Raw genomic sequence first — 21,507 nt, 5'->3', positions numbered from 1 at the left:
TGTGTCCGCACCACCCCTGATCTGTGAGGTTGTCATGTCGTTCGTCGTCACCGGAGCCACCGGCCCGCTGGGCCGTCGTACCGTCGAGTCGTTGCTCGAGCGCGGGGTCGAGCCCTCGGAGATCGTGGCCACCGGCCGCTCGGTGGAGAAGCTCGCCGACCTCGCGCAGCGCGGCGTCCGGGTCGAGCGGCTCGACTTCGACGACGTCCCCGCGTCCGTGCCGTGGCTGGCTGCCGGCGACGTCCTCCTGCTCGTCTCCGGCAGCGAGGTCGGCCGGCGGGTGCCGCAGCACACCGCCGTCGTCGAGCTCGCCCAGCGGGCCGGCGTCAGCCGCATCGTCTACACGAGCGCCCCGGCCGCCGACGACACCACGCTCGTCGTGGCGCCCGAGCACGCGGCGACCGAGCAGGTCATCCGCGCCAGCGGGCTGCCGTTCACATTCCTGCGCAACGGCTGGTACACCGAGAACTACCTCCCGACCTTCGAGCAGGCCAAGGCGACCGGTGTGGTGGCCGGCAGCGCCGGTGACGGCCGGATCGCGAGCGCTCCCCGCGCCGACTACGCCGACGCGGCCGCCGTCGCGCTGAGCACCGAGGGCCACGACGGCGCCGTCTACGAGCTGTCCGGCGACGTCGCGTGGTCGTTCGACGAGCTCGCCTTCGTCTTCGGCGAGGTCCTCGGCCGCGAGGTCACCTACCAGCGACTGACGCCCGACGAGCACCGGGCCGCGCTGCTCGACGCCGGGCTCGACGAGGGCACCGCCGGCTTCGTGGTCGCGCTCGACGGCAACGCCGCCGAGGGCCTCCTCGGCGTCACCACCGGCGACCTCGCCCGGCTCCTCGGCCGCCCGACCGTGCCGCTCGCGGAGACGGTCAGCTCCTGGTCCCGATGACGACCGTGCCGTCGACCTCGTCATCGAGCGTGATCGCGGTGGCGAGGCCGGCGGCGGCCATCAGTGCGGCGGTAACCGGCGCCTGGGCGCGGCTCGACTCGATGAGCAGCCGCCCGCCGGGCGCCAGCCACGCGCCCGCACCGGCGACGACGCCGCGCTGCACGTCGAGCCCGTCGGCGCCTCCGTCGAGGGCGACCCGGTGCTCGTGGTCGCGGGCCTCCGGTGGCATCAGGGCGATGTCGTCGGTCGGGACGTACGGCGCGTTGACGACCAGCGCGGCCACCCGGCCACGGAGGTCGCCGGGCAGGGCCTCGTAGAGGTCGCCCTCGAACACCCGGTCCGGCGGCAGGTTGCGCCGCGCACAGGCGACCGCGTCCGGGTCGACGTCGGCGGCGTACACCTCCAGGCCGGGTACGCCGGCGGCCAGGGCCGCACCGAGGGCGCCGGTCCCGCAGCACAGGTCGACGACGACGTCCCCGGCGGCCAGCCCCGCTGCAGCGGCGCGGACCAGCGCGGACGAGCGTTGCCGCGGCACGAAGACCCCCGGCGCGACCGCGATCCGGAGCCCGCAGAAGTCGGCGAAGCCGACGACCAGCTCCAGGGGCTCGCCGGCGACCCGGCGCGCCAGCATCCAGGCCAGCGAGGCGTCGTCGCGAGCTGCCTCGGTCAGCACCCGGGCCTCGTCCTCCGCGAAGACGCAGCCGGCAGCGCGGAGGGTGGCGACCAGCTCGGCGTACGGCATGGTCGATGATGCTCCCATGCCGAGCGTGTCCACCCAGATCACCTTCATCGTGGTCGGGTACGCGGTGCTGGTCGTCGTCCTCGCCCTCGTCGTGGCGTTCCGGCGCGGCGAGCGGCCGGGCTGGCTGGACCAGATGACGTGGATGCTGGAGGTGCTGCTCGTGATCCGCGCCCTGGCCGGGCTCGGCGCCTTCAGTGGCGACGGCCCCGACTCGACCTCGACGTACGTCGGCTACCTGCTCGCATCCGTGTGCGTGCTGCCGATCGCGATGCAGTCGGTCAAGGACGACCGCGCGCCCTGGTCGTCCGGCGTCGTGGCGGTCGCCGCACTCGCGATCGCTGTGGTCGCCGTACGACTGGAGATGACGGCATGACCGACACCCCGCGCAGCGGGCCGCACAAGGTGCTGCTCGCCTTCTACGCGCTCTTCGCCCTCGCCGCCGGCGCCCGCGCGCTGGTGCAGCTGACCACCCAGTACGACGAGGCGCCGGTCGCGTACTGGCTCTCCCTCGCGGCCGCCGTGACCTACGCCCTCGGCTGGGTCGCGATCCGCCAGGCGTCGGTCGGGCGGACCGGGTTCGCCAGCGTGATGCTCTGGGTCGAGCTCGCCGGTGTGCTGACGGTCGGGACGCTCAGCCTGGTCGAGCGCGACTGGTTCCCGGACGCCTCGGTGTGGTCCGACTACGGCATCGGCTACGGCTTCGTGCCGGCCGTCCTGCCGATCGCCGGCCTGATCTGGCTGCGCCACCAGAAGCGCCGCGCCCACGCCGCCTGACGGCTCCCAGTCCGGTCCCAGCCGGCCCCAAGCGGGTCGCGGCACCGTGGGGCCATCGGGACAACGAGGTCCCGCCCCCACCTGAGGAACCGTCGTGAACACCCTGATCGCTCTCGGAGTCCCGCTCGCCGTGCTCCTGGCCTACCTGGCCACCCGCCCCGCATCCCCCGCCCGCGAGGCCGCCCGCCGGGCGCGCCGCGTGTCGCGCCACCCGGCGCTCGCCACCCTCGGCGACGTCCGGATCCGGCTCGACGAGGAGCTGCCCGACCGTCGGGTCGACTTCGTGCTCGCCCGGGTCGCGCGGCACCAGATCGACGCCCGGACGCTGTGGGCGTGGCTGGACCGGTTCGGCGCCGAGTCGCTGGTCGTGACCCTGGCCGCCGGTCACGGGTACGCCGGGCTGCTGCGGATCCTGCGCGACGAGAGGGCGTACGACGAGACCGAGGCGCGGCTGCTCGCCGGGCTCAGCGAGCCAGAGCTGTTCCAGCTCGCCGCCGCCTGAGTCTGGTCCTCGACTGGAACGTGTTCTAGATTGCCCGTCGTGGCTCCCGACGTGTTCGCCCCGACCCAGCTCGGCCCGGTCAAGCTCCGCAACCGGACGGTGAAGGCCGCGACGTTCGAGGGCCGGGCGCCGCACGGCCACGTGACCGACGCCCTGATCGACTACCACCTGGCCGTGGCGCGCGGCGGCGTCGGGCTGACCACCGTCGCCTACCTCGCCGTCGCGCCGGAGGGGCGGACCCACCACGAGCAGATCGTGGTCGGCCCGGACACCCGCGACGGCCTGGCCCGGCTGGCCGCGGCGATCCACGACACCGGCGCGGCGATCGCGGGGCAGGTCGGACACGCCGGCCCGGTGGCCAACGGTCGTTCCAACGGCGTCAAGGCGATCAGTGCCTCGCGGATGCCGAGCCCGCTCTCGATGCAGATGATCCGCTCGGCCACCGAGGCCGACCTGACCCGCGTCACCAAGGCGTACGTCGCGACCGCGCGCACGCTCGTCGACGCCGGCTTCGACGTCCTCGAGCTGCACATGGCGCACAGCTACCTGATCTCGTCGTTCCTGGCGCCGGGCCTCAACCGCCGCAAGGACGGGTATGGCGGCTCGCTGGAGAACCGCGCCAAGCTCGGACGCCAGGTGGCGCGCGCCGTACGCGACGAGGTCGGTGACGAGGTGGCGGTGACCGCCAAGATCTCCCTCTCGGACGGCTTCAAGGGGGGCGTGACAACCGACGCCGGGCTCGAGTACGCCCAGCTGCTCGAGTCCGACGGCACCCTCGACGCGCTGCAGCTCAGCGGTGGCTCGTCGCTGATGAACCCGATGTACCTCTTCCGCGGCGAGGCGCCGCTGACCGAGTTCGCCGCGACGATGCCCCTCGTCGTCCGCCTCGGGATGAAGACGCCGGTCGGCAAGGGCTTCCTCAAGACCTACCCCTTCGAGGAGGCGTACTTCCGGGAGAAGGCGCTGCGCTTCCGGGCCGCCCTGTCGCTGCCGCTGATGCTGCTCGGCGGCATCAACCGGACCGACACCATGGAGCAGGCGATGGAGGACGGCTTCGACTTCGTCGCCATGGGCCGGGCACTCCTCCGCGAGCCCGACCTGGTCAACAAGCTCGCCGCCGGCCGCGCCACCGAGGGCGTCTGCATCCACTGCAACAGGTGCATGCCGACCATCTACTCGGGCACGCGGTGTCCGGTGATCACGCCTGCGGGTTTCCCCGGCTGACCGCCGAATCCCGCACGACACGCCGGGCAGCAACGGCGTGTCGTGCGGGTTCTGGCGGCTGACCGGTGAAACCCGCACCCTTCCCAAGCAACTAGAACGTGTTCTAGGTTGGCGCGCATGGGAGAGCCACTGAAGGTCGTCGTCTGGTCCACGGGCACCATCGGCCGCCACGCGATCGCCGGGATCGACGCGCACCCGGCGCTGGAGCTGGTCGGGGTCTGGGTGTCCAACCCCGCCAAGGACGGCAAGGACGCCGGAGAGCTGGCCGAGCTCGGCCGCGAGCTCGGGGTCCTCGCCACCACCGACCGGGACGCGCTGATCGCGCTGAAGCCCGACTGCATCGTGCACACGGCGATGGCCGACGACCGGGTCTTCGAGTGCATCGGCGACCTGTTCGGGTTCATCGAGGCCGGCATCAACGTCACGTCGAGCGGTCCGGTCCTGCTCCAGTGGCCCGAGAAGATCCTGCCGCCGGAGATGCTCGAGCAGCTCGCCGAGTCGGGACGGCGTACGGGCGCGAGCCTGCACGTCAACGGCATCGACCCCGGCTTCGCCAACGACGTGCTCCCGCTCGCGCTCACCAGCCTGAGCCAGCGCATCGACGAGGTGCGGGTCATGGAGATCGCCGACTACTCGACGTACTACCAGCCCGTCGTCATGGGCGACATGTTCGGCTTCGGGCGCCCGATGGACTACCGGCCGTTCCTCTGGGAGCCCGGCATCCTGACCATGGCGTGGGGCAGCGTCGTGCGCCAGATCGCCGCCGGCCTCGACATCGTCCTCGACGAGCCGCTGACCGAGCACGTCGACCAGCAGCCGGCGCCGTTCGACACCGACTCGGTCTCCGGCGACGTCAAGGCCGGCACCCGCGGCGCGGTCCGGTTCGAGCTGCGGGGACAGGTCGACGGCGTCGACCGGGTCGTCCTCGAGCACGTCACCCGCACCCACCCCGACCAGATGCCCGAGTGGCCGCAACCGGCCGAGGGTGGCGGTGGCTACCGGGTGATCGTCACCGGCGAGCCGTTCATGCAGCTCGACTTCACCCACCACGGCGAGCACGGCGACCACAACGTCTCGGGGATGATCACGACCGCCCAGCGGATCGTCAACGCCGTCCCCGCCGTCGTCGCGTCGCCCGGCGGCCTGGTGACCGCCCTCGACCTGCCGCTCATCACCGGCCGAGGCCTGGTGAGCAAGGCATGAGCATCCTCGACAGGTTCGAGATCACCGGCCAGGTCGCCATCGTCACCGGCGCGGGCCGCGGCCTCGGCGCCGCCACCGCCGTCGCGCTCGCCGAGGCCGGCGCCGACGTGCTCATCTCCGCCCGTACGCCGGAGCAGCTCGAGGTGGTTGCCGAGCAGGTCCGGGCCATCGGCCGGCGCTGCCTCGTCGTCCCCGCCGACCTCAGCGACCTCGACGCGGTCGCCGGCCTCGCGCAGACGGCGTACGACGAGTTCGGCCGCCTCGACACGGTCGTCAACAACGTCGGCGGCACGTTCCCCAAGGAGTTCCTCAAGACCAGCCCGCGCTTCCTCAACGAGGCGTTCAGCTTCAACGTCGCGACCGCGCACGCGCTGACCCGCGCCGCCGTACCCCTCATGCTCAAGGACGACGACGGGAAGCAGAAGAGCGTCGTCACGATCAGCTCGATGATGGGGCGTACGGCGGACCGCGGGTTCGTCGCCTACGGCACCGCCAAGGCCGCGCTCGCGCACTGGACCAAGATGGCCGCCCAGGACCTCTCGCCGCGGATCCGGGTCAACGGCATCTACGTCGGCTCGATCCTCACCAGCGCACTCGAGTTCGTCGCGGGCCAGCCCGAGCTGATGGGCCAGCTCGAGGGCAAGACGCCGCTCGGACGGGTCGGCGAGCCGGAGGACATCGCGGCCGGCGTGCTCTACCTGTCGTCGAAGGCCGGGCAGTACGTCACGGGCAAGCTGATCGAGATCGACGGCGGGATCCAGCAGCCGACCCTCGACCTCGGGTTCCCCGACGTGGCCCCGTAGGGTCCGCCACGTGACGACCTCGAACACGCCCACGGCGTACGCCGTGTCGCCCGACTCCGGCGAGCACTGGAGCAAGGAGGGCGCCTGGAAGGTGACCGAGGGCATCCACCGGATCCCGCTCCCGCTGCCGATGGACGGCCTCAAGGCCATCAACGTCTACGTCATCGAGACCGACGACGGGCTCACGCTGATCGACGGCGGCTGGTCGATCGAGGTCGCCCGCGACCTCCTCGAACGGTGCCTGCGCGACGTCGGCTACGGCTTCGGCGACATCAAGCGCTTCCTGGTCACGCACGTGCACCGCGACCACTTCACCCTGGCCACCGTCCTCGGCCACGAGTACGGCGCGGACGTCGCGCTCGGCCTCGGCGAGAAGCCGGCCCTCGAGCTGCTCAACGACCCCGACCTCAACCGCAACCCGTTCATCGACGTGCTCCGCACGGCCGGGGCGCACGAGCTCGCCGAGCTCTGGGCGGCGGGCGACGGCGAGGGCCCCGACATGTCGATGTGGCTCTTCCCGGACACCTGGCTCGAGGGCGACCACGAGATCTCGGTCGGCGACCGGACCATCGATGCCGTCCACACCCCGGGGCACACGCCGGGCCACTACGTCTACGCCGAGAAGGCCTCGGGGCTGCTCTTCGCCGGCGACCACGTGCTGCCCACGATCACGCCGTCGATCGGCTTCACGGTCCCGCCGACGCCGGACCCGCTCGGCGACTTCATGGCCTCGCTGACCAAGGTCCGCTCCCTGCCCGACCTCACGGTCCTGCCCGCCCACGGCCCGGTCGCGCCGTCCTCGCACCAGCGCGTCGACGAGCTGCTGGCCTTCCACGAGCGGCGCCTGGACCTCAGCCTGGCCGCCCTCGCCGACGGGCCGTCCACCGGCTTCACCGTCGCGCACCACCTCGGCTGGACCCGCCACGAGCGGGCGTACGACGAGCTCGACGAGTTCAGCCAGGGCATGGCCGCCATGGAGACCAAGGCCCACCTCGAACTGCTCGTCGCGCAGGGCCGCGCCACCCGCGAGGACACCCCGGACGGCGTGCTCTTCGCCGCGAGGTAGGGCCGCGCTCGGTCACACGGAGGCCAGGAAGGTGTGCACCCGCTCCATGAGGAGGGCGGCCGCCTCCGGGTCGTACGCGTCGAGCGACGAGTCGGCGAAGAGGTGCTGGTCCCCGGGGTAGAGGAACAGCTCGGCGTCCACCGTCGACCCGGCCAGCTCGCGGGCCGCCGGCAGGTCCTCGTCGAAGAACTCGTCGTCGGCCTTGCCGTGGATCTGGACCGGCACCCCCTCGGGCCAGGCGGCGCCGAACTCCGAGATCGGGAGGCAGGAGTAGACGAGCAGCGCACCGCGCGCGCCGGGCCGGGTCTGGGCGAGCCGCTGGGCGATGGTCACGCCGAAGGAGAACCCGGCGTACACCAGCCCCGGGCCGAGCCCGTCCGCCGCGGCGGCGCCCTGCTCCCGGATCGCGTCGAGCCCGGCCTCGCGGGCGTAGCCGAAGCCCTCCTCGATGCTGTCGAACGTGTGCCCGTCGAACAGGTCGGGCGCGTGCACGGTGTGGCCCGCCCGGCGCAGGTCGTCGGCGAAGGCCCGGACCCCGTCGGTCAGGCCCTGGATGTGGTGGTAGAGCAGCACCTCGGCCATGTCAGTCACCTTTCCGTGTCCATTGATCCAAGTTTGTGGAACGTTCGGCGACGCTAGTCTGTTGTGCCATGGTCGACAACCCCCCGGACTACGAGCTGGCCGATCGGATGGCGCTGACGCGCCCCGCCCAGGTCAGGGCCGTCGGCCACCCGCTGCGCACCACGATCCTGCAGCTCCTGCACGAGCGGGCGGCGACCGTCACCGAGCTCGCGACCGCGGTGGGGCGGCCCAAGAGCACCGTGGCGCACCACGTGGACGTGCTCGCCAGGGCCGATCTGCTCCGTGTGGTGCGCACGCGGAAGGTGCGGGCGATCGAGGAGCGGTTCTACGGACGCACTGCGCGCATGTTCTACGTCGCCGCCGAGCCCTCGGCCGGCGAGGAGATGCCGACCGACTTCAACGACTTCGCGGTCGCGGCCCAGGAGTCGGCGGCGGCGTTCGAGCAGGGCAGGCTCTGGGGCTTCATCCGGCACGCCCGCATCTCGGAGGACCAGGCGGGTGAGTTCTGGGAGCGGATCGCCCACCTCGTCGACGAGTTCGAACGGCTGCCGAGGTCCGGCGAGACCACCTACGGGTTCGCGGTCGGCATCTACCCCACCGAGCACCCGTCCCTTCCGACGGTGGAATGAGTTCGGCATCGCCGGCGCGCGCTCTCTAGGCTGAGCCGGGTGAACTCGCCGAGCACCGTGGACGCCATCGCCGACCAGTACGTCGAGGACGTGGCGGCGCTCGACCCGATCACGGCCACGGCCGCCGGCATCGCCGGCCACGACCACGAGCTGCCCGACCTGTCGCCGGCCGGCTTCGAGGCCCGGGCCGACCTGGCCCGCCGCGCGGTCGCCTCGATGACCGCGGCCGCTCCGGCCGACGAGCGCCAGGCGGTGGCGCGTGACGCGTTCCTCGAGCGGGTCGGGCTCACGGTCGAGAACGCCGACGCCGGCCACGACCGGTCGGAGCTGTCGGTCATCAGCAGCTGGGCGCACGCGATCCGGGAGTCGTTCGACCTGATGTCGGTCGAGACCGACGAGGGCCGCGAGGACGTCCGTGCCCGCCTGGCCGGCGTCCCGGCCGCACTGGAGGGCTACCGCGCGACGCTCGCCGAGGAGGCGTCGCGGGGCCGGGTCGTCGCCCGGCGGCAGTACGCCGAGGTGGCCGGCCAGATCCGGCGCTGGACCGGCCAGGAGGGGGCGAGCGGCGACTTCTTCACGGGTCTGCTCCCGGAGGCGGCCGAGGCGCGGGCCGCGAGCGCGGCGTACGCCGACCTCGGGCGCTGGCTCGAGACGGACCTGGCCCCGCGCGGGCTCGAGAAGGAGGCGGTCGGGCCGGAGCGCTACGCGCTCGCCTCGCGGGAGTTCCTCGGCGCGAGCGTGGACCTCGAGGAGACCTACCGGTGGGGCTGGGAGGAGCTCAAGCGGCTCACCGACGACATGGTCGCGACCAGCGACCGGATCGTCCCGGCCGGCAGCATCCAGGACGCCGTGGCCGCGCTCGACGCCGACCCGGCGCGCCGGCTCGGGAGCCGCGAGGAGTTCCGCGACTGGATGCAGCAGCTCGCCGACCGGACCATCGCCGACCTGGCCGACGTGCACTTCGACATCCCCGAGCCGATCCGCCGGATCGAGTGCTGCCTCGCCCCGACCAACGACGGCGGCGTCTACTACACCGGTCCGAGCGAGGACTTCTCGCGGCCGGGCCGGATGTGGTGGTCGCTGCCGGACGACAGCGCCCAGCTGACCACCTGGCGCGAGGTCACGACGGTCTACCACGAGGGCGTGCCCGGCCATCACCTCCAGGTCGGCCAGACGGTCTACCGCGCGGAGGCGCTCAACCGCTGGCAGCGCCTGCTCTGCTGGGTGAGCGGGCACGGCGAGGGCTGGGCGCTCTACAGCGAGCGGCTGATGGACGAGCTCGGCTACCTGGAGGACCCCGGCAACCGGATCGGGATGCTCGACATGCAGGGCTTCCGGGCCGCCCGGGTGATCGTCGACATCGGGCTGCACCTCGAGCTCCGGGTCCCGGAGGACAACCCGTTCGGCTGGCGGCCGGGGGAGCGGTGGACGCCCGACCTGGTCTTCGAGTTCATGCGGATCCACTCACGCATGGACGACGCGATGCTGCGCTTCGAGGTGCTGCGCTACCTCGGCTGGCCGGGTCAGGCGCCGTCGTACAAGGTCGGTGAGCGGATCTGGCTCGAGGCCCGGGCGGACGCGCAGGCGCGGCACGGTGCCGACTTCGACCTCCGCGCCTTCCACCGCGCCGCGCTGGACCTCGGCTCGATGGGCCTCGACCCGCTCCGGGCCTCCCTCGCCCGCCTCTGAGGCGTCAGCGGCTGAACCGCATCGGGGTGTGCGGGATCCCGTCCTCGATGAACTCCGGTCCGTCGACGGCGAAGCTCATGCCGGCGTACCAGCGCACGAGCTGCGACTGTGCGTCAAGGACGATGTCGCGGTCGGGGCAGGTCATCCGGGCCCGGATCATCACGCCCTCGCCGACCTTGCCGCCGCGCTTGTCCGGCGCGACGACGACGCGGCCGATCCGCCACACGGGCTCTCCGTCCACCTGGTCGTCGAGCACCCGTGCGTAGCCGACCAGCCGACCCTGGTCGTGCATGAGGATGTGGCGGGTCTCCTGCTCGAGGTCGCGGCCGTCGAGGTCGGGGTAGGGGCACTCCTGCTCGACCACGAACACCTGCTGCCGGAGCCGGCAGATCTCGTAGAGCGTGCGGGTGTCGATCTCGTCGAAGCCGAGGGCGCTGGCGATCATCGGAGGAACTCCGTCGTGCGGGCCCACGCGTCCTGCGCCTCGGGGACGAACGGCAGCAACGGGTAGACGTGGATCAGGTCGGCGACCTCGATGTAGGTGAGGTCCCAGTCGGCCTCTGCCGCGCGGCGCTCGAGCATCCGGCAGCCGGGCGCCAGGGTGTCGCGGGTGCCGCAGAACATCAGCGTCGGCGGGAGGCCGCGCAGGTCGCCGAGCGCCGGGCTCACCTCGGGTCGGCCGAGGTCGTCGGGCGACCCGGCCCACCACCCGGCGTACGCCTCGAGCTTGCTCAGCTTGAGCCAGGGGTCGCGCGCGGAGAAGTCGGCGGTCTCGGGTGTGCTCGTCGTCAGGTCGACCCACGGCGAGTGCAGGACCAGGCGCGACGCCTGCGGGCCGCCTCGGTCGCGGAGGGTCAGCGCCAGCGCCAGGGCGTAGCCGCCGCCTGCGGAGTCCCCGGCGATGACGAGGTCGGCGGAGTCTTGTGCCCAGCGCGTCGCGAGGTCGGCGACGACCGCGTGCGAGTCGCGCCAGCTGTGGTCAGGGGCCAGCGGGTAGTCGGGCAGCACGACCCGGGCGCCGAGCGCGACCGCCAGCCGGGTCGCGTAGCGGACGTGGTTGGGGTCGATGCCCGAGACGTAGCCGCCGCCGTGCAGGTAGAGGACGGTACGGCGCGGGTCGGTGCCGCGCGGCGTGACGACGTACGACGCGAAGTCGCCGGCGGGGCCGGTGAGCATCTCGGTGACGACGCCGAACCGCTTCTCGAAGCCGCGGACCAGCTGGGTCGGGAGCGTGCGCGGAGCCGCCGCCTGCCACTCCGCGAGGCGGGCCCGCTCGATCTCCGGTGACTCGAGCTCGCTGGCCTTCCGGATGCGTGGGACCGCCCAGGCGAGCAGCTGGTGGCGTCGGCTCGGCATGGAAGACAGCGTAGAGATGTCACAGACCCCGACCGGGCGGTGTCTCCATGCCGACACGCACGACCGCAGCACGACATCGGACGACATGGAGGAGACATGCCCAGCACGTTCCGCATCCCGAAGGCTCCGATCACCGGCCTCTACGGCAAGGTGATGGCGGCCTACGCCCGCCGTACCTTCGGCGCCATCCCCGACAACGCCTACGTCTACTTCCACCAGCCGAAGGTGCTGAAGGCGATCTTCGGCTTCGAGGGCAAGGTCGCCAAGTGGGACGCCCTCGACCCGACGCTCAAGTCCTACGCCCAGCTCGCCAGCGCCGGCGTCATCGGCTGCAGCTGGTGCCTGGACTTCGGCTACTTCATGGCCCACCACGACGGCCTCGACCTCGCCAAGGTGCGCGAGGTGCCGCGGTGGCGCGAGTCCGACGTCTTCACGCCGCTCGAGCGCGACGTCCTCGCGTACGCCGAGGCGATGAGCACCACCCCGCTGACGGTCACCGACGAGATGACGGCGCACCTGCTCGAGCAGCTCGGCGCCCCCGCGGTCGTCGAGCTGACGCAGATGGTGGCCCTGGAGAACATGCGGTCGCGCTTCAACTCGGCCGCGGGTCTGCAGAGCCAGGGATATTCGGATGTCTGCGGGCTGCCGCTCGCCGTACCGTCCGGAGTCATGGAGCAGGCATGAGCGCCCCGGACGCCACCGAGGTCTTCGTCGCCCACCGCAACCTGCTCTTCACGGTGGCCTACGAGATGCTCGGCTCGGCCGCGGACGCCGAGGACGTGCTGCAGGAGACCTGGCTGCGCTGGGTCGACGTGGACCGGACCGGGGTGCGGGACGAGCGTGCCTACCTGGTCCGGATCACCACCCGGCTGGCCCTGAACCGGATGCGCACCAACGCCCGGCGCCGTGAGTCGTACGTCGGGCCGTGGCTGCCCGAGCCGCTGCTGACCACCCCCGACGTGGCCGAGGACGTCGAGCTCGCCGACTCCGTGTCGGTCGCGATGCTGACGGTGCTCGAGACCCTGGCGCCCACCGAGAGGGCGGTGTTCGTGCTGCGCGACGTCTTCGACTTCGGGTACGACGAGATCGCCGCGGCGGTCGACAAGACGCCGGCCGCCGTACGCCAGATCGCCAGCAGGGCACGGGCGCACGTCGCCGAACGCCGGCCGCGCGCCGAGGCCACACCGCGGGAGCGCGACCGGGTGCTGCAGCTGTTCATGGTGGCCGCGTCGACCGGTGACATCCAGAGCCTCCTCGACGTGCTCGCCCCCGACGTCGTGCTGATCACCGACGGCGGCGGGGTCAAGAAGGCGGCCCTGCGGCCGATCCTCGGGGCCGACAAGGTCGTGCGCTTCCTCGACGGGGTGTCCGGCGGCCCGGCCGAGGCGGACGTCGTGGTCGTCAACGGCGCCCCGGCGCTGCGGATCGTCATCGACGGCGAGCTCGACACGATCGTGTCGTTCGTGGTCGAGGGCGGGCTGGTCACCGGGCTGTACGTCGTCCGCAACCCCGCCAAGCTCGCCCGCTTGGATGCCGTGGTCGCCCTGACCCGGTGAGGCCGAGCGTGAGGGGCTAAGGTCGACCCACAAGACAGGGGAGCACGCCACGCGTGCTGAGAGTGCGGAGAAGCCGCAGACCCTACGAACCTGATCCGGTTAGTACCGGCGATAGGGAGTCACCGTGAGATCTCTGCGTGTGTTCGCGCCCGTCCTGGCGATCGTGCTGGCCGCCTCGGCCTGCTCGGCGATCGGCGGTGACGACGACGGTCCCGGCGAGGGGACGGCCTCCGGGCACGTCTCGAAGCGGGTCGTGCTGGTCACGCACGAGTCGTTCGTGCTGCCCGAGGAGCTGCAGAAGAAGTTCGAGAAGGACACCGGCTACCAGCTCGAGACCCGTGCGTCGGGCGACGCCGGCGCGCTGACCAACAAGCTGGTGCTGACCAAGGACAACCCGCTGGGCGACGTGGCCTTCGGCGTCGACAACACGTTCGCGTCGCGAGCCCTGGACGAGGGGGTGTTCGCGCCGTACGCCGCGAAGCTGCCGGCGGGGGCCGACCAGCTCCTGGTCGCCGGTGACGACGACCAGGCGCTGACGCCGGTCGACAAGGCGAGCGTGTGCGTGAACGTCGACGACACCTGGTTCGCCGAGCACGACGTCGCCCCGCCGACCGGCCTCGACGACCTGGTGAAGCCGGCCTACCGCGACCTCTTCGTCGCCCCCGGTGCCGCGACCAGCTCGCCGGGGATGGCCTTCCTGCTCGCGACGATCGCGAAGTACGGCGACGACTGGCCGGACTACTGGACCAAGCTGATGGACAACGGCACCAAGCTCGACGCCGGGTGGTCGGACGCCTACGAGGTCGACTTCACCCAGGGCGGCGGCAAGGGCGACCGGCCGATCGTGCTGTCCTACGACTCCTCGCCGGCGTTCACGGTCGGCGACGACGGGACGTCGACGACCAGCGCGCTGCTCGACACCTGCTTCCGCCAGGTGGAGTACGCCGGGGTGCTGAAGGGTGCCGACAACCCTGACGGCGCCCGGGCTCTCGTCGACTTCCTGCTCAGCCCGGAGGTGCAGGCCGCGCTGCCCGACAGCATGTACGTCTTCCCGGTCGACCCATCGGTGCAGCTGCCGGCCGACTGGGCGTCGTACGCGAAGCAGCCGACCGACCCCTGGCAGGTGGACCCCGCCGACATCGCCGCGCACCGCGACGACTGGCTGCGGGAGTGGAGCGACCTCACCTCACGATGAGACGGATCCTCACGCTGGTCGGCCTGGCGGCGGTGCCGCTGGCCGTGCTCGGCGTGTTCTTCGTGCTGCCGGTCAGCGGGATGCTCTCGGAGGGGTTCTGGGTCGACGGCCACTTCGACCCGGGAGCGGTCGCCGAGGTCCTGACGCGGCCGCGGACGCTGCGGGTCATCTGGTTCACGGTCTGGTCGGCGTCGGCGGGCACGGCGGTGGCGGTGCTGCTCGGCGTACCCGCCGCGCACCTGCTGCACCGCCGGCGCTTCCCCGGCCGCGGCGTCCTGCGGGCGGTGCTGCTCGTGCCGTTCGTGCTGCCCACGGTGGTCGTGGGGGTCGCGTTCCGCGAGCTGATCGGTGAGGCCGGCCCGCTCGGCTTCCTGGGGCTCGACGGGTCGGCGGCGGCGATCGTCGCCGGCCTGGCGTTCTTCAACGTGGCGGTCGTGATCCGCGCCGTCGGTGCGGCCTGGGAGTCGCTCGACCCGCGTCCGGCGGAGGCCGCGGCCGCGCTCGGCGCCGGACCGGCGTACGTCTTCCGCACGGTGACCCTGCCCGCTCTGCGGCCGGCGATCGTGTCGGCGGCGAGCGTCGTGTTCCTCTTCTGCGCGACGGCGTTCGGGGTGGTGCTCACGCTCGGCGGGCTGCGCTACTCGTCGGTCGAGACCGAGATCTACCTGCTCACCACCAACCTCCTCGACCTCCAGGCCGCGGCGGCGCTCTCGGTCGTGCAGCTGGTGGCGATCACCGCGCTGCTGTTCGTGACCAGCCGGCTGCGGGCGGTCGCCGACCCGAGCCTCGCCCGGACGACGGCCCGGCCGCCCCGGGTCTCGCGCCGAGACTGGCCGAGCCTGCTCGTGACGGCGCTGGTCGGGGTGCTGGTCGGGCTGCCGATCGCCGCCCTGGTCGTCGGCTCGCTGCAGGTCGGTGACGGCTGGGGGACCGGCAACTACCGCGCCCTGACGACGGTCGGGTCGCGGGACGCGTTGCTGGTGCCCGTCACGGACGCGCTCGTCACCTCGCTGCGGACAGCCGTCGACGCGACCTGGATGTCGCTGTCGCTCGGGCTGGCGGTCGCGGTGATCGTCACCCGGCGCTCGCACACGAGGGCGGAACGACGGACCCGCGGACTGGTCGACGGCCTCTTCATGCTGCCGCTCGGGGTCTCCGCGGTGACCCTCGGCTTCGGCTTCCTGATCACCCTCGACCGGCCGCCGCTCGACCTGCGCGACTCGGTGCTCCTGGTGCCGATCGCCCAGGCCCTGGTCGCCCTCCCGCTCGTCGTACGCACCCTCGCGCCCGCCCTCGCCGGCGTCGACGACCGGCAGCGGCAGGCCGCGGCGTCGCTCGGCGCCGGACCGCTCCGGGCCTTCGCGACCGTCGACCTGCCGGTGCTCTGGAAGCCGCTCGTCGCGGCTGCCGGGTTCGCGTTCGCGGTGTCGCTGGGGGAGTTCGGCGCCACGTCGTTCCTGGCCCGGGACGAGCACCCGACCATGCCGATCGTGATCTTCCACCTCATCGGTCACCCCGGTGCGATGAACTACGGCATGGCCCTCGCCGCGTCCGTCGTCCTCGCCGCCACCACGGCCGCGGTGATGCTCGCGGTCGAGCGGCTGCGCGTGCCGTCGCTGGGAGCCTTCTGATGCTCACCGTCGAGGACGTCTCGGTCGCGTACGACGGCGTGCCTGCGGTCATCGACGCCACGCTGCGCGTCGAGGACGGTCAGGTGCTCGCGGTGCTCGGTCCGAGCGGCTCGGGCAAGTCCACGCTGCTGCGTGCGGTCGCCGGCCTCGAACCGGTGTCGGCGGGCCGGATCTCCTGGGACGGCACCGACCTCGCGGGCACCCCCACCCACAAGCGGGGCTTCGCGCTGATGTTCCAAGACGGCCAGCTCTTCGGGCACCTGACGGTGGCACGCAACGTCGGCTACGCCCTGCGTCTGCGTCGTACGCCGAACGCCGCCGCGCGGGTGCGCGAGCTGCTGGCGCTGGTCGGGCTCGAGGGCTACGCGGACCGCCTGCCGGCGACCCTCTCCGGTGGCGAGCGGCAGCGGGCCGCGCTGGCGCGCTCGCTCGCCGTGCAGCCCCGGCTGCTGCTGCTCGACGAGCCCCTGTCGGCGCTCGACGCCGGGCTGCGGGAGCGCCTCGCCCACGACCTGCGCGACATCCTGCGCGAGGCCGGGACGACCGCGCTGATGGTGACGCACGACCAGGAGGAGGCCTTCACGGTGGCCGACCGGCTGGCCGTCATGCGCGCCGGCCGGGTCGTCCAGCAGGGGGAGATCTCCGCGGTCTGGCGGGCGCCGGCCGACGCGGAGACCGCGCTCTTCCTGGGCTACGCCCGGGTCCTGGAGGGCGCCTCGGCGGCCGCGCTGCTGCGCGCCGCGGAGCTGCCGCCGTCGGACGAGGCGGTCGCCGTACGCCGCTCCGCGCTGGTGGTCGCTCCCGCCGGACCGCTGTCCGGCACGGTGGTGTCGGCCCGGGTCACGCCCGAGCAGATCCGGCTGGTCGTCGACGTCGCCGGCATCGGCGAGCTGGACGCGGTGGCCCGCCTGGACACCCATCCGGCCGCAGGCGACCGGGTGACGATGGTGGTCGACGCCTCACGGCTTGCCGTGACACCAGCCCGTCACTGACGGGTCGCACTCCCTACACTGGCGGGCGTGTATCGCCGTGCCTGGACCCTGCTCGTGGTCAACGCCGCCGTCATGGGCGTCTGGGCGGCGATCACCGCGTGGTCCGTCGGCCGACCGCTGATCGACCCCGACGGCAGCTTCCTCGGCCCTGCGTGGGTCCGGCTGCCGATCCTCTGCGTCGGTGCCCTCGTCCTCGACCTGGTGCCGCGCGCTCTCTGGATCTCGCGTGGTCGGCCGACCCGGTGGCCCGAGATCGTGCGGGACCGGTGGCGCACCCACTGGACCCGGGAGCGGGTCACGCTGGTGCTGCTCGGCATCGCCTGCTTCTACGTGATCTACGTCTGCTACCGCAACCTCAAGTCGTTCCTGCCGCTGGTGAGCGACCGGACCTACGACCGCGAGCTGCACGCGCTCGACCGGATGCTGTTCTTCGGCCACTACCCGAGCTCGCTGCTCCACGACATCCTCGGCACCTCCGTGACGGCCCACTTCCTGTCGACGTTCTACCTGCTCTTCATCCCGATGGTCGCGATCATGGTGACGGTCTGGGTGGTCTGGTCGCGCAACCTGTCCTACGGCTGGTGGTTCGTGACGTCGCAGGGCATCGCCTGGACGCTGGGGACCATCTCCTACTACGCGCTGCCGACGATCGGGCCTGGGCTCGAGTACGTGTCGCTCTACCAGTCACTGGCGCACACCGGGACAAGTGACCTCATCGACTCGCTCGTCAACGCGCGTCAGTACGTCCGCTGGGGAGACGGCCGAGCGCAGACCGTGGCCGGCTTCGCCAGCCTGCACACGGGGATCGCGCTGCTGTGGGCCCTCATGGTCCAGTTCACCGTGCAGAGCCGCATCGTTCGCGTCGCGTTCTGGATCAACTTCGGGCTGATCGTGGTCGCGACCATCTACTTCGGCTGGCACTACGTCGCCGACGACATCGCGGGCGTCGCGATCGCGCTGGTGTCGTTCTACGTCGGCGGCATCGCCAGCGGCCAGAAGTTCGACCGTCACGGCCTCGCCTCGCACCCGACCACCACCACCTCGAAGGTGCCGGTCGACAGCTGAGTCCGTCCGGATAGCCACGGGCGGGATGGTCGCTCTGGCGCGCCCGCGACCGCCATCTCGTCCGTGGCTATGACCGGACGCGATGAATTACAACCTTGTAGTTCGTCAAGGCGACACGCCGGTAACGCAAGATAAACTTGTGAAAGTTGTTCCCAATGGGACGAAAGTTGTCTAGCGTGACTCGCGTGCCGCCCGCTCGGGGTGGTCGGACGAGGGGGCAGACCGGTGCGAGCGCGCATGGCGACGACCACCGTGATGGCCCTCCTGGTCGCCGGTCTGGCCGGCGGGGTCGCGGCCGCTGACGACGACACCGTCCCCAGCAAGAGCGACGTGCGCGACGCCCGTACGGCGGTTCGCGCCCAGGCCGACGACGTCGCCTCGGTGCGCGCCCGGCTCGTCGTCGCCAACCAGCGGCTCCAGCAGTCCGCGGTCGTGGCGGCGCAGGCGGCCGAGGCGTTCAACGGTGCGCGCTGGCACGCCGACCAGGCCCGGGAGGCCGCCGCGAAGGCCCAGCAGGGCGTCACCGCGGCCGAGGCCGACGTCGAGCGGCAGCGCCGGGCCTACACCGACTCCCTGGTGACGTCGTACGAGCTCCAGCCCAGCCTCACCGCGCTGTCGGCCATCGTCCACTCCCACGGGATCACCTCCGTCCAGGAGCGGACCGTTACGATGGGCAACGCCGAGGACGCGCTCGACGGCAACTACGACGAGTTCCGCGCGGCCGCCGTGGTCGCCGACGTGGCCCGCGACCGGGCCGAGCGGGCCCGCACGGACGCCGAGAAGGCGGAGCGGGACGCGCTCGAGGCGAAGCGGTCCGCCCAGCGGGCCGCCGACGCCGCTGCCTCCGACGCGCAGGCGATCGCCGCGGAGAAGGCCACGTTGATCACGCGGCTCGCCGAGCTCCAGCACATCAGCGTCGACCTCGCCCAGCGGCGCCAGTCGACGCTGGAGGCCCGGGCCGCGCGTGCCGCGGCCGCTGCCGCGGTGCAGGAGCAGGAGCAGGAGCAGGAGCCCGCGGCGCCCGCCCAGCCGACGAGTCAGCCGACGAGCGAGCCGACGAGCGAGCCGACGAGCCAGCCGACCCAGGAGCCGAGCGACGAGCCCACGACCGACCCCGAGCCGGAGACGCCCGCGCCGCCCCCGACGGCGCCGTCCCCGAAGTCGGGCGCGCAGGCGGCGATCGCCTTCGCCCGCGCCCAGATCGGGGAGCCCTACCGCTGGGGAGCCGCGGGCCCGAACGCCTGGGACTGCTCCGGCCTGACCGCCGGCGCCTGGCAGGCCGGTGGCACCTACCTGCCGCACTACTCGGTGGCGCAGTACGAGCAGTCCACGCCGATCTCGCCCGGCCAGCTGCAGCCCGGGGACCTGGTCTTCTGGGGCTCCAGCAGCAACCCGGGCTCGATCTACCACGTGGCGCTCTACATCGGCGGTGGCCGGATCATCGAGGCTCCGCGGACCGGCGTACCGGTGCGCGAGGAGTCGATGTACTCCTGGACCGCGCCGAACTTCTACGCCCGGCCCTGATCGACGGGCCGGAGAGGTCCAGATCACCGCTTGAAGCCGATCCCCGATGGGTAGTCCTCGGGACATGGCCACCGACACCGCCGTCCCCGTGAGCGCGCCCGGCTACGTCCAGCCCGAGGTCGACGTACCGGCACTGACCGGGCTCCTCGACGGCACGTACGCCGAGGTCCGCAACCTGGTGCGCACCAACCTCGCGGAGTACGCCTCCGTCCTGGACGAGGCCGACGAGCTCGGCATCGACGACTTCCGCGAGCGCGTCCGCGACATCGTCGTGGAGATGGCGGCGACCGGGCAGACCGGGATGGGCTTCCCCCAGGAGTACGGCGGCGGCGGCGACATCGGCGCCTCCATCGCGGCCTTCGAGACGCTCGCCTTCGGCGACCTGTCGGTGCTGGTCAAGGTCGGGGTGCAGTTCGGGCTGTTCGGCGGCGCGATCCTCCAGCTCGGCACGAAGGCGCACCACGACGCGTACCTGCAGGACCTCGTCACCGGCAAGCTGATGGGCTGCTTCGCGATGACCGAGACCGGCCACGGGTCCAACGTGCAGGCGCTCGGCACGGTGGCGACGTACGACGTCGCGACCCAGGAGTTCGTGATCACGACGCACGGCGACCAGGCGCGCAAGGACTACATCGGCAACGCGGCCAAGCACGCCGAGCTCGCGGTCGTCTTCGCCCAGCTCGAGGTCGGCGGCACGTCCGAGGGCGTGCACGCCTTCGTGGTCCCGATCCGCAAGGGCACCACGGTGCTGGACGGCGTCCGGGTCGAGGACGACGGCCGCAAGATGGGCCTCAACGGCGTCGACAACGGTCGGCTCTGGTTCGACGGCGTGCGGGTCCCGCGCGAGGCGCTGCTCAACCGGTTCGCCGACGTCTCGCCGGAGGGCGTCTACTCGAGCTCGATCGACAACCCCAACCGCCGCTTCTTCACGATGCTCGGCACGCTCGTCCAGGGCCGGGTCTGCGTCGGCGGCGCCGGCATCAACGCGAGCAAGGTGGCGCTCGCGATCGCCACGAAGTACGCCGTACGCCGTCGTCAGTTCGAGGCCGCCTCGGACACCGAGGAGCAGCTGCTCCTCGACTACGGCATGCACCAGCGGCGGCTGCTGCCGCTGATCGCCCGCACGTACGCGCTGCACTTCGCGCAGGACGTCGTACGCACGCAGCTGCACGACGTCCTCTCGTCCGAGTCGACCGAGGGCGAGAGCGAGATCGCCCGCCGTGAGCTCGAGGGGCGGGCGGCCGGGACCAAGGCGCTCGGCACGTGGCACGCGACCCGCACGATCCAGGAGTGCCGGGAGGCCTGTGGCGGGGCCGGCTACCTCGCGGTCAACCGGTTCGCCGCGCTGAAGGCCGACAGCGACATCTTCACGACGTTCGAGGGCGACAACCACGTGCTGCTCCAGCTCGTCGCCAAGGGGCTGCTGACCGACTACGCGAGCGAGTTCGAGGACATGGACCAGCTCGGCATGGTCCGCTTCGTCACCAACCTCGCCGTCGAGACCGTGATCGAGCGGACGTCGGCCCACAAGCTCTTCGAACGCGTCAAGGACCTGCTGCCCGGCGGCGACGAGTGGGACCAGGAGGCCGGTCTCCTCGACTCGGAGTACCAGCTCGCCATGCTGCGCTTCCGCGAGGAGCACATGCTCTCCGGCGTCGCGCGCCGGCTCAAGCGCGGGATCGACCGCAAGCTCAACCCGGGCGTCGTCTTCTCCGAGGTCCAGGACCACGTCATCGGTGCCGCCAACGCGCACGTCGAGCGACTCGTCCTCGAGGCGTTCGTCGAGCGCCTCCGCGACCTGCCCGCCGATGCGCCCGAGGGCAACCGGGTCGCGCTCGGCCTGCTCTGCGACCTCTTCGCGCTGTCCACCATCGAGGCGGACCGGGCGTGGTTCATGGAGCACGGCCGGCTCACCGTGCAGCGGTCCAAGGCGATCAGCCGCGAGGTGAACTCCCTGTGCCGCAAGATCCGCCCCATCGCCGTCGACCTGGTCGACGCCTGGGGTGTCCCCGACGCGATGCTGCGGTCGCCGGACCTGGTGGGATAGTCACAGCAGTCACACCTGTCCCAGGAATCCCCGGT

Annotated in this window: 22 protein-coding genes and 1 riboswitch; of the genes, 18 read left to right on the top strand and 4 right to left on the bottom strand. The window is 72.2% G+C overall.

Annotation, left to right across the window (positions count from 1 at the left end; genetic code table 11):
* Positions 1-34: 34 nt before the first annotated feature.
* Positions 35-892 (top strand): SDR family oxidoreductase, encoded by an 858-nt coding sequence (locus ABEA34_RS09210; protein WP_345520952.1) that lies wholly within the window; start codon positions 35-37, stop codon positions 890-892.
* On the opposite strand, the gene ABEA34_RS09205 is transcribed toward ABEA34_RS09210, so the two are convergent.
* On the bottom strand, positions 873-1,682 hold the full coding sequence (locus ABEA34_RS09205; protein WP_345520951.1) for a putative protein N(5)-glutamine methyltransferase: 810 nt from the start codon (positions 1,680-1,682) through the stop codon (positions 873-875). The genes ABEA34_RS09210 and ABEA34_RS09205 overlap by 20 nt on opposite strands.
* Between ABEA34_RS09205 and ABEA34_RS09200 the strand changes: the two genes are divergently transcribed.
* The 7 genes from ABEA34_RS09200 to ABEA34_RS09170 all read left to right on the top strand — a co-directional run bounded on the left by ABEA34_RS09200 (position 1,660) and on the right by ABEA34_RS09170 (position 7,206).
* Positions 1,660-2,007 (top strand): hypothetical protein, encoded by a 348-nt coding sequence (locus ABEA34_RS09200; RefSeq protein WP_345520950.1) that lies wholly within the window; start codon positions 1,660-1,662, stop codon positions 2,005-2,007. The genes ABEA34_RS09205 and ABEA34_RS09200 overlap by 23 nt on opposite strands.
* A complete protein-coding gene (locus tag ABEA34_RS09195) occupies positions 2,004-2,408 on the top strand; it encodes a hypothetical protein (protein WP_345520949.1) in 405 nt (134 codons plus the stop codon). The genes ABEA34_RS09200 and ABEA34_RS09195 overlap by 4 nt, the downstream gene beginning before the upstream one ends.
* 94 nt (positions 2,409-2,502) lie before the next feature.
* Positions 2,503-2,910 (top strand): hypothetical protein, encoded by a 408-nt coding sequence (locus ABEA34_RS09190; RefSeq protein WP_345520948.1) that lies wholly within the window; start codon positions 2,503-2,505, stop codon positions 2,908-2,910.
* A gap of 39 nt (positions 2,911-2,949) precedes the next feature.
* The gene (locus tag ABEA34_RS09185; RefSeq protein WP_345520947.1) at positions 2,950-4,134 is read left to right on the top strand and encodes an oxidoreductase; all 1,185 of its coding nucleotides are present in this window, start codon (positions 2,950-2,952) and stop codon (positions 4,132-4,134) included.
* A gap of 117 nt (positions 4,135-4,251) precedes the next feature.
* Complete coding sequence (locus tag ABEA34_RS09180) at positions 4,252-5,337, top strand: NAD(P)H-dependent amine dehydrogenase family protein (RefSeq protein ID WP_345520946.1); 1,086 nt, start codon at positions 4,252-4,254, stop codon at positions 5,335-5,337.
* A complete protein-coding gene (locus tag ABEA34_RS09175) occupies positions 5,334-6,140 on the top strand; it encodes an SDR family oxidoreductase (protein ID WP_345520945.1) in 807 nt (268 codons plus the stop codon). Before ABEA34_RS09180 ends, ABEA34_RS09175 begins: the two co-directional genes overlap by 4 nt.
* A 10-nt stretch (positions 6,141-6,150) precedes the next feature.
* Positions 6,151-7,206 carry an MBL fold metallo-hydrolase gene (locus tag ABEA34_RS09170; protein ID WP_345520944.1) on the top strand — a complete coding sequence of 352 codons (1,056 nt, stop codon included), beginning with the start codon at positions 6,151-6,153 and terminating at the stop codon, positions 7,204-7,206.
* A 12-nt stretch (positions 7,207-7,218) separates the two neighbouring features.
* Here the strand turns inward: ABEA34_RS09170 and ABEA34_RS09165 are convergent, their stop codons facing one another.
* Positions 7,219-7,788, bottom strand: a complete 570-nt coding sequence (locus ABEA34_RS09165) for a dienelactone hydrolase family protein (protein WP_345520943.1) — start codon at positions 7,786-7,788, stop codon at positions 7,219-7,221.
* Between the two features lie 68 nt (positions 7,789-7,856).
* Here ABEA34_RS09165 and ABEA34_RS09160 point away from each other — a divergent pair, with 68 nt between their 5' ends.
* Both ABEA34_RS09160 and ABEA34_RS09155 read left to right on the top strand, forming a co-directional pair.
* Complete coding sequence (locus tag ABEA34_RS09160) at positions 7,857-8,417, top strand: ArsR/SmtB family transcription factor (protein ID WP_345520942.1); 561 nt, start codon at positions 7,857-7,859, stop codon at positions 8,415-8,417.
* A gap of 39 nt (positions 8,418-8,456) precedes the next feature.
* Positions 8,457-10,106, top strand: a complete 1,650-nt coding sequence (locus ABEA34_RS09155; RefSeq protein WP_345520941.1) for a DUF885 domain-containing protein — start codon at positions 8,457-8,459, stop codon at positions 10,104-10,106.
* Between the two features lie 4 nt (positions 10,107-10,110).
* Here the strand turns inward: ABEA34_RS09155 and ABEA34_RS09150 are convergent, their stop codons facing one another.
* Together ABEA34_RS09150 and ABEA34_RS09145 are read right to left on the bottom strand one after the other, a co-directional pair.
* Positions 10,111-10,551, bottom strand: coding sequence for a GNAT family N-acetyltransferase (locus ABEA34_RS09150; RefSeq protein ID WP_345520940.1), 441 nt, complete (start codon positions 10,549-10,551; stop codon positions 10,111-10,113).
* Entirely contained in the window at positions 10,548-11,462 is a 915-nt protein-coding gene (locus tag ABEA34_RS09145) for an alpha/beta hydrolase (RefSeq protein ID WP_345520939.1), read from the bottom strand. Before ABEA34_RS09145 ends, ABEA34_RS09150 begins: the two co-directional genes overlap by 4 nt.
* 96 nt (positions 11,463-11,558) lie before the next feature.
* On the opposite strand from ABEA34_RS09145, the gene ABEA34_RS09140 reads away from it, so the two are divergent.
* The 8 genes from ABEA34_RS09140 to ABEA34_RS09105 all read left to right on the top strand — a co-directional run bounded on the left by ABEA34_RS09140 (position 11,559) and on the right by ABEA34_RS09105 (position 21,472).
* Positions 11,559-12,146, top strand: coding sequence for a carboxymuconolactone decarboxylase family protein (locus ABEA34_RS09140; protein ID WP_345520938.1), 588 nt, complete (start codon positions 11,559-11,561; stop codon positions 12,144-12,146).
* A complete protein-coding gene (locus ABEA34_RS09135) occupies positions 12,143-13,018 on the top strand; it encodes an RNA polymerase sigma-70 factor (RefSeq protein ID WP_345520937.1) in 876 nt (291 codons plus the stop codon). Before ABEA34_RS09140 ends, ABEA34_RS09135 begins: the two co-directional genes overlap by 4 nt.
* Positions 13,019-13,044: 26 nt before the next feature.
* Positions 13,045-13,153, top strand: a riboswitch (TPP riboswitch).
* Positions 13,143-14,213, top strand: coding sequence for a thiamine ABC transporter substrate-binding protein (locus tag ABEA34_RS09130; RefSeq protein WP_345520936.1), 1,071 nt, complete (start codon positions 13,143-13,145; stop codon positions 14,211-14,213). Its footprint overlaps the riboswitch before it by 11 nt.
* Positions 14,210-15,844 (top strand): ABC transporter permease, encoded by a 1,635-nt coding sequence (locus ABEA34_RS09125; protein WP_345520935.1) that lies wholly within the window; start codon positions 14,210-14,212, stop codon positions 15,842-15,844. The genes ABEA34_RS09130 and ABEA34_RS09125 overlap by 4 nt, the downstream gene beginning before the upstream one ends.
* Positions 15,844-16,836 (top strand): ABC transporter ATP-binding protein, encoded by a 993-nt coding sequence (locus ABEA34_RS09120; protein WP_345520934.1) that lies wholly within the window; start codon positions 15,844-15,846, stop codon positions 16,834-16,836. Before ABEA34_RS09125 ends, ABEA34_RS09120 begins: the two co-directional genes overlap by 1 nt.
* Positions 16,837-16,863: 27 nt before the next feature.
* Complete coding sequence (locus tag ABEA34_RS09115; protein ID WP_345520933.1) at positions 16,864-17,901, top strand: phosphatase PAP2 family protein; 1,038 nt, start codon at positions 16,864-16,866, stop codon at positions 17,899-17,901.
* A gap of 237 nt (positions 17,902-18,138) precedes the next feature.
* A complete protein-coding gene (locus tag ABEA34_RS09110; RefSeq protein ID WP_345520932.1) occupies positions 18,139-19,425 on the top strand; it encodes an NlpC/P60 family protein in 1,287 nt (428 codons plus the stop codon).
* Positions 19,426-19,489: 64 nt separating this feature from the next.
* Complete coding sequence (locus tag ABEA34_RS09105) at positions 19,490-21,472, top strand: acyl-CoA dehydrogenase family protein (RefSeq protein WP_345520931.1); 1,983 nt, start codon at positions 19,490-19,492, stop codon at positions 21,470-21,472.
* Positions 21,473-21,507: the final 35 nt, after the last annotated feature.

The organism is Nocardioides conyzicola, assembly GCF_039543825.1.
In the GTDB taxonomy this organism is placed as follows: Bacteria; Actinomycetota; Actinomycetes; order Propionibacteriales; family Nocardioidaceae; genus Nocardioides; species Nocardioides conyzicola.
Note: the sequence above shows the minus strand (reverse complement) of the source record. Positions and strands in the feature narration are given on the sequence as shown.